At 54.7% G+C, this 14,760-nt stretch carries 4 protein-coding genes; all 4 read left to right on the forward strand.

Annotation, left to right across the window (positions count from 1 at the left end; all coding sequences use genetic code 11):
- Positions 1 to 22: 22 nt before the first annotated feature.
- The gene (locus DX130_RS03720) at positions 23 to 12,205 is read left to right on the forward strand and encodes a non-ribosomal peptide synthetase (protein WP_116042936.1); all 12,183 of its coding nucleotides are present in this window, start codon (positions 23 to 25) and stop codon (positions 12,203 to 12,205) included.
- 66 nt (positions 12,206 to 12,271) lie between these two features.
- A complete protein-coding gene (locus DX130_RS03725) occupies positions 12,272 to 13,138 on the forward strand; it encodes a CPBP family intramembrane glutamic endopeptidase (RefSeq protein WP_116042938.1) in 867 nt (288 codons plus the stop codon).
- A 4-nt stretch (positions 13,139 to 13,142) separates the two neighbouring features.
- Entirely contained in the window at positions 13,143 to 13,952 is an 810-nt protein-coding gene (locus DX130_RS03730) for a CPBP family intramembrane glutamic endopeptidase (RefSeq protein ID WP_116042940.1), read from the forward strand.
- Complete coding sequence (locus tag DX130_RS03735) at positions 13,949 to 14,752, forward strand: CPBP family intramembrane glutamic endopeptidase (protein WP_116042942.1); 804 nt, start codon at positions 13,949 to 13,951, stop codon at positions 14,750 to 14,752. The genes DX130_RS03730 and DX130_RS03735 overlap by 4 nt, the downstream gene beginning before the upstream one ends.
- The last annotated feature ends 8 nt before the right edge of the window (positions 14,753 to 14,760 follow it).

Here is a 14,760-nt window from a genome sequence, read left to right on the forward strand (position 1 = left end):
GTCGAATCGGGGGATGCCAAATATGAATAACATCCATAATTTGACCGGCGTTTTACTGGCTCGCGAACAAAGTGAAGCGGGTATTCGGTTTTGCGAAAGCGGCCAAGAACGCTTTTTGTCTTATGGCAGCTTGCTGGCTTCAGCTGGCAGGGCGCTGCAGGTACTTCACGATCAAGGTCTTCGGGCAGGCGACTTTGCTGTTATGCAGACAGAAGAGAACGAGCCGTTTATCCTTCTATTCTGGGCTTGCGTGCTGGGGGGGATTATTCCTGTTCCGGTGACGGCGGCGAGGACGGACGAAGGCCGTCATAAGCTGATTCAGGTGTGGAAGCAGCTGGAATCGCCAAGATTGCTTTGCGATGAGGCGCTTTGGCCAGGCATTCAAGGCTACGCTTTGAAGCAAGGGGAGGAAGAGGCGGCAGCACAACTGGATTCCGGCAGCATTTCGATCGCAGCGTTACTGGAAGCAGCTTTTGACATAGAAGGGCGTCAGGCGGCGCTATATGATGCTGCTGAGAGCGACATCGCCTTTATCCAATTCACTTCCGGCTCCACAGGAGACCCGAAGGGCGTCGTGCTGACGCATGGCAACCTGCTATCCAATATGCGCGCCATTCAGTTTGGCGCACATTCGACGGAACTGGATTCATCGCTCAGCTGGCTACCCTTGACGCATGATATGGGGCTAATTGGGTTCCATCTATCCCCGCTCCTATGCGGGATGAACCAGCTGCATTTGCCAACCTCGACATTTGTGCTTCATCCCATGAAATGGCTGGAGCTGACCAACCGCCATCGGGTTACTTGTCTGTCTTCGCCGAATTTTGGTTATGTTCATTTTCTCCAGCACTGGAAGCCGGAAGGTGCGGCGGAGTGGGATTTATCCTGCGTTAGGCTGATCTTCAATGGTGCGGAGCCGATATCAGCTGCCCATTGCCGTGATTTTCTGGAGGCCATGCAGCCGTATGGTTTAAAGCAAAATTGTATCTTTCCCGTATACGGGCTGGCTGAGGCGAGTCTTGCCGTTACCTTCCCGGGCACCGAGGAACGTCTAAATACCATTAAGCTAGAGCGCAAGTCTCTTGCGATTGGAGAGCCGCTGCAACTGGCTGCGCCGGATGATCACACCGCTATCGAGATTGTTGAGCTGGGATCTACCGTACAGGAGTGCGAAGTGCAGATTTGCACCGAGACGGGCGAGCTTTCGGAAGAAGGAAGCGTAGGTTTAATTCATATTAGAGGGCGCAACGTAACCTCAGGTTACTATAAGCGTCCTGATGTAAACGAGCAAATCATCACGCCAGAGGGCTGGCTGAATACGGGTGATTTGGGTTTCATGCTGAATGGACGTTTATATGTGACCGGCCGTATGAAGGACGTCATTTTCGTCAACGGGCAAAATGTTTATCCGCATGACCTGGAGGCGTTGATCAGTGTTCTAAAGGGAGCCGAAATAGGGAAAACGGCGATCACCGCCGTTCAGGATGAAATGACCAAGCGGGACGCAATCGCGGTGTTTATTCAATACCGCGGCAAGACACCCGCATTTTTGCAGGTAGCAGCAGATGTGAGAAAGCTGCTGAACAGATCGGCTGGTCTGGAAGTAGCCTATGTTGTGCCAATTCGGCGCATTCCGAAAACGACCTCTGGCAAAATCCAGCGCTACGTACTCGCTGAGGCGCTCCAGGAAGGATCGTTCGCAGAGGTGCTGGCTGAAATCGCGGAGTTCGAAGCGGCAGCTGCAATGGAGATGGAGCAAGCTGATGCGGCGGGCGCGGAATCAAGTCTGGATTCCGGCTTGGAGTCCGTGACGGAAACCGAGCAGCAGGTGATGTCTATATGGCGTGAAGTGCTGGGGAAGAATCACATTAGCCGTAAGGACAGCTTTCTGGAGCAAGGGGGTAATTCGCTGAAGGCAGCGTATGCCGCTGCCAGCCTTCAAGAGCAATTCGGAGTTGAGCTTACGCTCACCGAGCTGTTTCTGCATGATTCGGTAGAGGCGCTGGCCGCTTTGCTGGATCACAAAGCGAAGGATCATGGAGATGCCGATAAGTCTGCGGCGCAACCGTTGACCAAATCGGAGGAGCGAGCGTATTATCCGGCGACTTCTGCACAGAAGCGGCTGTTTATTTTGGAAGAGCTGAATCCGGGACTGCTCAATTATCACTTGCCGTTTGCGATCGAAGTGAATGGCCCGATTGATAGTGAGCGATTCAGCGATGCATGGAAAGCGCTGATGCGTCGTCATCCGTCGCTTCGAACTTCTTTCTTCATGGAGGAAGACGCTGTCATGCAGCGCATTGAAGAAGCGCTGGAGCTGCCGTTAGCAGTTGTTGACGGAAGCGGCTGGTCCGATTCGGAACTGGCGATGCGTCAGCTTGATTTCCTGAAGCCTTATCGTTTGGAGCAAGCGCCACTGTTCCGTATGGAGCTAGTGCTGAGGAAACGTGAGTCCAGCGTGCTGCTGCTGGATATGCATCATATCATTACCGACGGCACGTCAATGGGGATATTGATGCGTGATCTTGCGGCTTTGTACGATGGATCAGCACTTCAATCATTGAGAATTCATAGCGGTGACATCGCGTTATGGGAGGAATCGCGAAGGAGCAGCGGCGGGCTGGATCGCCAGCAGCACGATTGGCGTGAAGCCTACCGAGACGGCGTGCCGTCTTCTGTCATTCCCACAACCCGCTCAAGACCGCAAGCTCCAAGCTATCGCGGAGCTATTGAACGGTTCGAGCTTGAGTCGGCGCTTGCTGGAGAGCTCCGTGCATTGGCTGAACGTCAAGGCGTAACCCTGTACACGGTGCTGCTTTCGGTATATTACGCGCTGCTTTCCAAATATACCGGAGAATCCGATCTGGTTGTCGGAACAGCCGCCGCTAGAAGGATGAGACTAGAGCAGCGGCATGTTGTCGGAATGTTCATCAATATGGTTCCGATTCGTCTTCGCAGCGAGAGCGGGATGCCATTCGATCAATGGCTGAAGCGCGCTAATGGGGATGCGCTTGCGGCTATCGGCAATGGAGATGTGCCTTACGAGGAAATTGCGGAGCTGGCGAATGTGAAACGCGAGTTCGGCCGGAATCCCTTGTTCGATACAGTCTTTACGCTACAAAACATGGAGCTTCCCGAATGGCGAAGCAGAGATGTGGCTTATGCGCCAAGGGCAATCGATACCGGATCAGCCAAGTTCGATCTGACCTGGGAATGTACGGACACGGGAGAAGGGATCGCCTTCACGCTGGAATATGCGCTCGATCTGTACGATGAGGAGACTGCCAAGCAATTGGCACGGCATTATGTTGCGCTTGCCGCAGCCGCTGCTGCAAATCCAGGGATGACGTTGGCAGAGCTCGATCCGCTCGACGGACAAGAGAGGGAGCATCTACTGGAGCTGAGCCGCTCTGGCGCAGCTTCCACGCAGGAGCTGTCATTGCACAGGCTGTTCGAGCGGCAAGCATCCCTCTCGCCGGATCGTATCGCCGTAGAGATGGGCGCGCAGGCGTATAGCTACAACGAATTGAACGAGCGGGCTAATCGAATGGCACATGCGCTTGTGCGCGGCGGTATTCAGCCGAGCGACAAGGTTGCACTCCTGCTGAAGAGATCGCTCGATATGATTACAGCGATGCTTGCTGTGCTGAAAGCGGGCGCCGTCTATGTGCCAATAGATCCGCAGTATCCCGAGGAGCGGATCCGGTTTATGCTGCAGGACACGGAAGCGAGGGCTATCGTGGCTGCGGCAGCGACTAGGGAGCTAGGCTTTCAGGCGGCCCACGGCACAGTCGATGTGATCGACTTGGACGATCTGGATGGGAGCTGGAGAAATGAGTCCCGTCATAACTTGGGCATTGACGGCACCGCCGACGACCTGGCTTATATGATGTATACTTCCGGCTCGACGGGCAGACCAAAAGGGATTATGACCTCGCATCGCAATGTGTCCAGAATTGCCGTCCATACCGATTATGTGCGCATTACCGAAAGCGATGCGCTGTTGCAGCTCTCGAATTACGCGTTTGACGGTTCAACGTTTGATATATACGGAGCGCTTCTGAACGGTGCGAAGCTGACGCTGGTTGGCGAAGAGGAAGTCGCTGATATTTTGAGGCTGACCGAGCTGATCGAAGTTAGCGGCATTACGGTCTTTTTTGTAACCACGGCATTATTTAATACTTTGGTTGATCATGGTCTGGAGTCGCTGCATGGTGTGAAGCATATTTTATTTGGCGGGGAACGGGCTTCCGTACGGCATATCCGCAAGGCGTTCCAGGCTTTGGGGCCAGGTGTTTTGCTTCATGTGTACGGACCTACGGAAACAACAGTGTTTGCTACTTGCTATCCCATTGCGGAGAGCTGGGACGGAGAAGCGGTTGCGACCGTGCCGATCGGTACGCCAATTGCCCATTCGGAGGCGCTTGTGCTGGATGAGAGCGGCCGACTGCTGCCATCGCTTGTGCCGGGCGAATTATGGATTGCGGGAGATGGAGTGGCGGCGGGTTATGTGAATTTGCCGGAGCAAACCGCTCAGAAATTCCAACCCCATCCTCACCGTGCAGGGGCGCTGGTGTATCGAACCGGAGATCTGGTGCGCCGGCTGCCTGATGGCAACCTGGAGTTTCTGGACCGGATCGACAGCCAGGTCAAGCTGAGAGGCTACCGGATCGAGCTGGGGGAAATCGAGAGCCGATTGTTGGACTGCCCAGGCATTAAGGAAGCAGTTGTTGTGCTTGTGGAAGGCGAAGGCGCACCGTACTTATGCGCTTATGTCGTCGCGGAGCAAACGGTGGGGCAGGGGGACATTCGGGGTCAATTGACGGGCAAGCTTCCGGCTTTTATGATTCCGTCCGCATTTATCTCGCTGGAGAAGCTGCCGCTTACTGCGAACGGCAAGGTAGACAAGAAGCAGCTGCCTGCGCCGGTGGATATGATTGCTGGAGCAACGAGGACCGTTCCTTACGAAGAGCCGGCTACGGAGACGGAGCGTATCGTCGCTGGCTTATGGCAAGAGGTGCTGCATGCCGATCAGATCGGTGTGCTCGAGAATTTCTTTGAGCATGGGGGACATTCCTTGAAGGCTGCCGCTCTGGCAGCGGGAATCTACAAGCATTGCCGCGTTCGTATGCCGATCCGGGAAGTGTTTGCCCTGCCGACAATACGCGAGCAGGCGACCTGGATTGACGCGGCGGCAACAGAAGCCTACGAGCCAATCAGCGTTATCCCAGGGGCTGCCTCTTATCCGCTTAGTCCGCCACAGCAGCGTATGTTTTTGGCGGAGGGCATGGCGAATATCGGAATGGCCTACCATATACCGCTTGCGCTCAGAGTGTCAGGCACAGTGGAAGAGACCAGAATTGAAGAGGCAATTCGGGCGTTAATTGCCCGCCATGAGCCGCTGCGAACGTCGTATCGGTTCATCGACGGCGTTCCAAGTCAAATCGTTCAAGCCGCTGCTCCTTTTGAAATGCAAACGGCAGATCTTTCGCAACAGTCCTTGGGGGATTGCTTCGGCGGGTTTTACCGTCCGCTGGATCTAGCCGCAGCCCCGGTGCTGGCCGCCTGTTATTGCCGCCCGGCATCGGCGGGGGAAGATGCCTATCTGCTGCTTAACCTGCATCATATCGTGGCGGATGGCATTGCCGTCAAGCTGCTGCTGGAGGAACTGGCGGCATTGATTGATGGAGAGGAGCTTGCACCGCTTTCCTTGCATTACAAGGATTATGCCGCATGGCTTGGGCGGCAATATGGCTCGGAGCGGGAGAAGGCGGGCCTTGCTTATTGGAGGGAGCAGCTTGCTGGACCGTTGCCGCTGCTGGATATGCCGCTTGATTATCCGCGAGGCGAACGCCAGACCTTTGCGGGAGATACGTATACGTTCCACATTTCGTCCGCTTTGACGGAACGGCTGAAGGAGATGTCATCGAGAGCCGGCTCCAGCTTGAACAGCCTGCTGTTTGCAGCCTATGCGCTGTTGCTCAAGGGGACCTCGCATCAGCATGAATTCGTTATTGGCTCGTTGGCTGCGGGAAGAACTCATCCCGATACAGCACGGATGATCGGCATGTTCAATCAGTTCCTGCCCATTCGGATGACGATTTCCGATGAGCTGGCGTTTCAGGATTTTGTAAGCGAGACGCATGAACGACTGCTTGCCGCATACGAGCATGGCGATATCGGCTTTGAACGGATGCTGGAGTCGGTTAAGTCTACGCATGATCCATCGCGGAACCCGTTGTTCGATACGATGCTGATCGTCCACAACCAATTTGAGGATGAGCAGCTCATCCTTCGCGGCGACGGCTGGAGCATGGAGCCCCTCCCCTTCGGCCACGGAACGTCCAAGCTGGACGTTAAGCTGGATGTATACAGCGATGGCGTTGGGGGATTAAGGGCGGAACTGGAATATAATACAGGACTGTTCCGTCGAGACACGATGGAGCGATTGGCGGAGCGGCTGCTTCACCTATTGGAGCAGACGGCTGAGCAGCCCGAAATGAACTGCGGAGATGTGGCGATGGCGACAGCTGCGGATGAAGCCAGTTTTGCCGAATGGAATCATACCGATCATCCCTATCCGCAGGAGGGGACGGTTCACGGTTTGTTCGCCGAATCGGCGGAGCGGTGGCCGGACCGGACAGCAGTAAGGTCGAGCGAAGGTTCCTTGACGTATAAGGAGCTTAATGAACGAGCGGAGCGTATGGCTGCTGTTCTAAGAAGCAGGGGCGTGACGGTCGAAACCGTGGTGCCAATTGCTGCCTACCGATCGTTGTCGATGATGGTTGCGATTATGGCGGTGTTTAAGGCGGGAGGGGCCTATTTGCCCATCGACCCGGAACATCCGCCCGAGCGAATTCGCGGCATATTGGAAGATAGCGGAGCTCATTTGGTATTGGCAGGGGAAAGATGGATCGGCTTCCTTCCTTCATTCCATGGAGAGGTGCTGGACCTCGACTCGCTTGCCGCCGAGGCAGCTTCGGATGGAGAAGAGCTTGTCTTGCCGTTGTTGTCACAGGCTGCTGGACCTGGCAATTTGGCGTATGTGATCTATACCTCGGGTTCTACCGGCAAGCCTAAGGGTGTAATGGTGGAGCATCGGGCGGTCATCAACCGCCTCCACTGGATGCAAACGGCCTATCCTCTGGACGAGAATGACGTCATATTGCAAAAAACGCCGATTACGTTCGACGTATCGGTATGGGAGCTGTTCTGGTGGAGCTTTGCCGGCGCTTCTCTCTATTTGCTGGAGCCTCACGGGGAGAAGGAGCCGTCGGTTATGCTGCGCACAATCGAAGAGCAGGCTGTCACGGTCATGCATTTTGTGCCGTCTATGCTTGGCGTCTTTTTGCCATATGTGAAGGATACCGGAAGAGGCAGCGAGCTTCGATCATTGCGGTTTGTCTTTGCAAGCGGCGAGGCGCTTAAGCCCCCTCATGTATCAGCCTTCTACAGCATGATGGAGCGGGAGGGTTATGACTCCCGGCTTATCAATCTGTATGGTCCGACGGAAGCGACGGTAGATGTCAGCTACTATGATTGTACCGGCCATTCGGCGGGACCGATTCCAATTGGCAAGCCGATTCACAATATCTCGCTACATATCGTGGACGAGAGGATGAGGCCGCAGCCGATTGGGGTATCCGGCGAGCTATGCATCGCTGGCGCAGGTCTTGCGCGTGGCTATCGCAACAGGCCGGAGCTGACAGAGCAAAGCTTCGTTCCCAACCCGTTCGCCGCTGGCGAGAGACTGTACCGCACCGGCGACCGCGCAAGATGGCTGCCGGACGGCACCATTGAATATTTGGGGCGCTTCGATCATCAGGTGAAGCTGCGCGGACTGCGCATTGAATGCGGCGAAATCGAGCATGCGCTGCTTAGGCAGAAGGACATCCGCGACGCGGTAGTCATGGCTGTTGCAGACCGGGCGGGGGAGGAGGCGCTCTGCGCTTATCTTGTCACTGCGGATGGCATCATGCCGGATGAGCCGACACTGCTGACCTCGCTTAGAGGGCTGTTGCCGGATTATATGATGCCATCGTATTTTGTAGCTATGGGAGCGCTCCCATTAAGTCCGAGCGGCAAAACAGACCGGGGCCGACTGCCTCAGCCGCAATTTGCCGAGGCGGGTGCGACCTCCGGTGAAGCTCCGGCTACCGTTACGGAGACAAGTTTGGCAGAGTTGTGGATGAACGTTCTTGGTCTTACGGAGGACGATGAAGCCGCAGGATCTGCCAGCGTAATCGGCAGAGACGATCATTTCTTCCAGTTGGGCGGCCACTCCTTGCGGGCTGCACAGCTGGCAGGGCTGATTGAGCAGCGCTATAGCGTAGCGTTTGCGATGAAGGATGTATTCGAGGCTCCGATGCTGCGCGAGATGGCAGTCCGAATCGATGCTGCGGAGAAGAAAACGGCTACTGTCATTGTCCGAGCTGAAAGACAGCCGCATTATCCATTGTCGTTGGCGCAAAACAGACTGTTTGTGCTGCAGCAGCTGTATCCAGCAAGCACGGCGTACAATTTGCCGCTCATGTTAAGTATCAATGGTGAACTGGACGCAGATCGACTTCGTTCAGCGATTCAAGGTCTGATCGATCGTCATGAGCCGCTGCGTACAAGCTTTGAATGGGTGGACGGCAAGCCGATGCAGCGTATTCACGACCATATTTCAATTGAACTGGACTTGCATCGCCTATCGGATGAAGCGGACATGGAGGCATGGGCTCGTGAGGCAATTCAGCCGTTCGATCTGCGCGAAGCTCCGCTCATCCGGGCTTTCCTGGCTACGGACAGTATTGGCCGCAACACGCTGCTCCTGGATATTCACCATATTGTAGCCGATGGCGTGTCTATGAACGTGATGGCCCATGATTTCGAGCAATTATACCGCGGCCAATCCTTGCCGCCGCTATCGATTCAGTATAAGGATGCCTCCCTCTGGCAGCAGGAGTGGATGACTTCAGATGAGAGAAGTCAGCAGGAGCATTATTGGACGGCATTGCTGTCAGGCACGTTGCCCGTCCTTCAACTGCCGACTGATCATCCGCGGCCGCCTGAGCAAAGCTTCGCCGGAGCTAAGCTGGCGCTTCCCATTCCTGCAACACTTGCCGGACTGGTGAAGTCCGAAGCAGAGCATTGGGGCGTGACACCGTTCCATATTTGGCTCGCCGGCTATCATACGCTGCTGCATCTGATGACAGGGCAGGACGATCTGATCGTCGGGACACCGGTCGCTGGACGCTTCCATCCCGGTACTGAAGATTTGGTCGGCATGTTCGTCAATACACTGCCGATTCGGAGCAAGCCGTCCGGCGCGCTTTCGTTCAGAGCATTTGCCGAACAGTTGAAGGAAGCGGCGCTTGCCGCGCTCGACAACGGTTTACTTCCGTTCGAGCATATGGTGACCATGCTGGAAGTGCCGCGCGACTTAAGCCGCAATCCGCTGTTCGACACCATGTTTGTTATGCAGCATATGGAGGCTGGCCAGAAAGCGGCCGACTCGCTGCAATTCGCGGCCAAGGTGCTGGACAATCACGTATCGAAGCTGGATGTAACGTTTGAGATCGCGGATCAAGGCGCTAAAGGAATGGCTTTAACGATTGAATACGCCATTACCCTGTTTAACGCTGACAGCATACAGAGAATGGCTGAATGGTACTTGCGTATATTGACGCTTGCGCTGGCCGAGCCGGAGCGCCCGCTGGCGGGAATCGGATTGCTCGACCCTATGGATGCGAAGGAGCAGGCTGAGGCGTTTAACCGGACAACCGTTCCTTATGCAAGTCATTTGACGGTTGAAGCTTATTTGGAAGGGCAAGCGGTAAAAACGCCGCAAGCGGTTGCCATTCTGGCGGAAGAGGGGCAATTGACTTACGCAGAATTGGACGAACAATCGAATCGGCTGGCGAGGGCGCTTAGGAAGCAAGGCATCATGCGTGAGGAACGCGTGGCTGTCGTCATGGATCGAAGCCTGGCGATGATGATTGCGATTTTCGGCGTGTTGAAAGCGGGCGGAGCTTATGTGCCCCTTGCCCCGGGTTTGCCGCAGGAGCGGATCCAGTACATGCTGGATAATTCCGGCGCGAAGCTGGCTTTGATTCAAAGTGGGGCGCCGGAGGGATTGGATGCCATCATCCCAGTACGGGATGTGAATGAAGTCATTGCGATGGAGCAGGACGCATCCCCTGTGGAAAAGCTGCATGATTCCAGCTCGCTTGCTTATGTTCTGTACACGTCGGGATCGACTGGACAGCCTAAGGGCGTTATGATCGAGCATCATTCTGTCATCAACCGAATCGGCTGGATGCAGAAGGAGTATGGGCTGGACGGGAACAGTGTCATCCTGCAGAAAACGCCGATTACATTCGACGTATCGGTATGGGAGCTGTTCTGGTGGAGCTTTGCGGGAGCAAAGATGGTTCTGTTGCCTCCGGGCGGTGAGAAGGATCCGGCGCTTATGCTGAATACGATTCAACGATACAGCGTCACCACGATGCACTTCGTGCCATCTATGCTCCATCTGTTCCTGGAGCATCCCGATTTGCTACGCAGCGAGGCCAGGCTGGAGAGCCTTGCGCATGTATTCGCAAGCGGTGAAGCGTTGACCGCGGATCAGGCGAAGCGGTTCCGTGATCGAATTGGTGTTCCATTCGGCGTCAAGCTCATTAATTTGTACGGCCCGACGGAAGCAACGGTCGACGTTTCCTATTACGACTGCTCTGTTGGACCCCTACCGGTCCAAGTGCCAATCGGCAAGCCGATTGATAATATCGCGCTCTACATCGTAAGCGAAACGATGGCGCTTCAGCCTATAGGCATAGCCGGGGAGCTGTGCATCTCCGGCGTTGGCCTGGCGAGAGGGTATATGGGGCGGCCGGATTTGACGGAGGAGAAGTTCGTTCGCAATCCGTTCAAGAAAGGCAGCCTGATGTACCGGACAGGCGATCTTGCCAGATGGCTGCCGGATGGAACGATTCAGTATTTGGGCCGAATCGACCATCAAGTGAAATTGAGAGGACTGCGCATTGAATGCGGAGAAATCGAGCATGTGCTGCTCCGCCATCCGGCGGTTTCGGAAGCGGTTGTTATGAAGCGTACGGCGGCAAGCGGCAGCGAATATCTATGCGCTTATGTCGTGTGTGCCGAGCAAACGGAGCATCAGACGCTGCGAGAGTTTGCGGCGACTCATCTGCCGGATTATATGGTTCCGCCGGTCGTAGTGGAGCTTTCGTCCATGCCGCTTTCTCCAAACGGGAAAGTCGACCGAGGGGCACTGCCTGAGCCGGAGATCGCACCGGATAGCGGAGTGGAATTTGCAGAAGCGGCAAGTGATACCGAGCAGGCAATCGCTGCGGTATGGCGCGAGCTCTTGCAGCGAGATGACTTCGGCATTCACCATCGCTTCTTCGATGTTGGGGGAGAGTCCTTGCTGCTGGTGCGTGCGCATCAACGACTGGAGGAGCTGTATCCTGGAAGCCTCAGCGTGACGGATTTATTCACCTATCCGACGATTGCTTCGCTGGCAGCTCATCTGGAGTCAAGAAATCGCGAGCAGGCAAGCTGGGATTGGAGCGGGCTGCCGATGCCTGACAATTTCGCAAATGCCAATAATGCTATGGAGCGATCCGGCAACATCCGGTTTGTGCTGGACGAAGCCGTAGCGGAGGGACTGATAGAGCTAGCGGAAGCCCAATCGCTGCCGGTGGAAGCTATCGCATTCGCCGTCTATCTATACTTCTGGCGAGGACAGTCCGGCATAACGGAGCTTGTTCTTCCATGGGTGACGGACAAAGGATTGATCGCACCGAAGGAGATAAACTTTGCAGAAGTGCAAGACTTCGATTTGCTGTTGCGCCTAGCGGGCAAGCCAGTCGCAACGGGCGATTCTTATGCCGTAAGGCAAATCAAGCGACGTCCGCAAGCTGAGCATGAGTATTCGCTGTTCCCGTTATTTGCAGGGGGGGTACGGCACGGCTTCAAAGAGCAGGAAGAGCTCTTCGAATTAGTTGATCTGGTGTTGTATATAGGGGAGGATGCCGCTTCAAGCGAAACGGGAGAATCTCAGATCGGCGGAGTGTGGTCGTACAATGCCCGGCGTTTGGATAGAGAGACGGTGGTGGACTGGGCCTCTGACTATCTGGAGATGCTCTCCATGGTCGTCGAACAATATCGGGCCGCAGCCAATAGCGCCGCTTCTGGCGGTTAAGGCAGCATAGCCGGGTTGCACCGGACTTGTAGATTTTCATTAAAGAAGGAAGAAAGGAGCTTTCCTGTGAAAAAAGTCTTAACGATGATAGGGAATATTGCGCTGTATCTTGGTGTCTTCTATGCGCTGCTCTATCTGCTTCGCTCCACTTACAATTACGAAGTGACATTGTCCTTCGCCAAGTTTCTGGATCGCAACCCGGCTATGTTTATGGCCGTGCTCTTCACAGTTATTACGCTGGTGTACATGCTCATCTTTCGGATCAAAGCCTGGATCTGGCCGAATGCGGAGCGGAATCTGTTTCGCGCGTCGGGCTTTAAGAAGCTGAGCGCTTCACGTGTTCTGCTGATGGTTGGCTTAGGTCTGGCCGGAAGCTTGTTCAGCATCGGTCTTATCGTCATTGACGATATTGCGAATCAATTTCCGTCCATTCCTTTTCTGGTAGACGACTTAATTAGAGGCGACTCTATTCTTTACGTCATTCTTGGAGCGGGGCTAATAGCGCCCGCTTTCGAAGAAATCTTGTTCAGGGGGCTTATCTTTGGTGAGCTTCGCCGAGTGATGCCGCTCTATGTGGCCCTGGTGCTGCAAGCTGGGGCATATGCCTACTTTCAGCCTAGCGCGGTCCTTTCGGTCATCAGCATTGGATCAGGACTTATTTATGGAGCGTTGTACTTGCGCACGGGCTCCTTGTGGGCACCTATTCTGGTGCAAAATACGGCCATGGGCACGATCTTTTTGTTCAAATATATTGGGTTCTACGAGTGGTACGACAAGCTGGGCGATGTTGCGCTGTATATCCTTACAGTATTGTTCCTGGCTGCGCTGGTGGGAGGCTCGATCTACGTATGGCGGAACCCCGGCAGCGGCAGAGACGGGCACGCTGGTCACACGCTGATGGCCAATGCGCCGCCGGTAAGGAAAGGGGTATAACGGGATGAAGCCTTGGGCTATTATGCTGTCTCGTGTAGTTGTTATTGTCGGTTTGTATTTTGCTTGGTTTTTTACAGTGACGACGCTGTTTTTTGATTATATTTATCCGTTACACCCATGGTTTGAGCGTAACACGGTCACTGTCATTATTTTGAATGATATCGTGGGTTTGCCGTTAATGGTGCTGGCTTGGCGCTTTTTGTTCAAAGGAAATCTATTCAAGGCGGCTCGATTTCGCGTAATGGATCGGAGATCGGTTGGTATTGCCTTATGGATCGGTCTTGGAGCCGGTTTGTTTACCGTCGCATTCTCCCAGCTTCCCGCTATCGCGTCGGACAATTACAAGTTTCGTGAATTGTTTGATTATCTGAACCGCGCGGAATGGTATGTATTCTTTACATTTCTCATTCTTGGCAATATCTACAAGGAAACGCTGTTTAGAGGGATTTTGATGAGCGAGTTCAGTCGTGTATTTCCGATCTGGCTGGCGATCGGGATTCAAGGCGTGATGTATGGAGCGCTATTTTTCTTCGGGGACATCCCGCTGTCGCTCTACGGTTTCCTCGGAGCCGTCATCTTCGCTTTGCTGTACGTATGGTTCAAGTCCATTTGGGCGCCAATTGCCGCTCAGATCGCTTGTCAAGGCAGTCAATACGTGCTGTGGCATTACGGTCCGGAGTCGGACAATGTGGCCGTTCTGTCTGTCGCGATGGCGGTGGCAGCTGCCATGATCGCGGCTGGTCTATTCTTCGCCGTGAGACATCGCGGGCGAGTTGCCGCCTCGTTGCCTGACGAGGCGGTGACATCAGCTTGAAGGGTCTCCTGATAGCGGCAAAGGCCGTAATGTATTTGGTCATTTATGCGGCAATCGTCATGCTGGTCAATCAAGCGATGTACAACTGGATCAGCGATCCCAAGCTTCACGACTGGATTGTGAACAACTCCGGCATCGTGCTTATTGTCTCCAATATCATCGTGCTGGCGGTGTATCTTCCGTTAATGCGTTGGCAAAAAATGACGCTTAAGGATTTGGGTTTTGTTCCGCCGCGCCGCGGCTCGTTCTGGCTAGCCGCCGGAACGGGAATATGGTTGGGCATGTTTATCGCAACGTTCACCCGTTTGCCTTGGATTAAAGTCCATTTCCCGGCGATTGCGGATTTGGTCGCTTTTGTAGCAGGAGGGAGGCTCATCATCTTTGTGCTAGGCAGTTTGCTGCTCGGCTCCTTGCTGGAGGAATGGCTATTCCGTGGGATGATGTTCCATACCTTAAGGCAGCGCTTGTCCATTACATGGACGATTCTGATTCAGGCCGTACTGTTCGGGGCTGTATTTATGAATGTGACAGTAGGGGCATTCGCGGCGTTAGGCGCTGTCGTATACGGCATCGTTCGCGCTGGGTCACAGTCGCTTTGGGCCTCGCTTGCGGCACATATTCTCAGTACAGGAAGCCTGTATATCCTATTGAAATGGTCGGGCGATTGGCAAGCCGGCACGCTCGGTTTACTGGCCTTGATCAGCGGACTCGGCATTGCCGCGCATGGGGGCTTGCTGCTGCGCCGATCTAATAAAATCACGGACAAGGGACAGGCCATCAGCGGTACCACAACTAGCTAGGAGGGAAG

This window comes from Paenibacillus paeoniae, from assembly GCF_003388735.1.
GTDB classification, from domain to species: domain Bacteria; phylum Bacillota; class Bacilli; order Paenibacillales; family Paenibacillaceae; genus Pristimantibacillus; species Pristimantibacillus paeoniae.

Excerpts from the sequence above, each read along its gene's own strand:
- DX130_RS03720 (WP_116042936.1), top strand. The coding sequence starts at position 23 with ATGAATAACATCCATAATTTGACCGGCGTTTTACTGGCTCGCGAACAA.
- DX130_RS03730 (WP_116042940.1), top strand. The coding sequence starts at position 13,143 with ATGAAGCCTTGGGCTATTATGCTGTCTCGTGTAGTTGTTATTGTCGGT.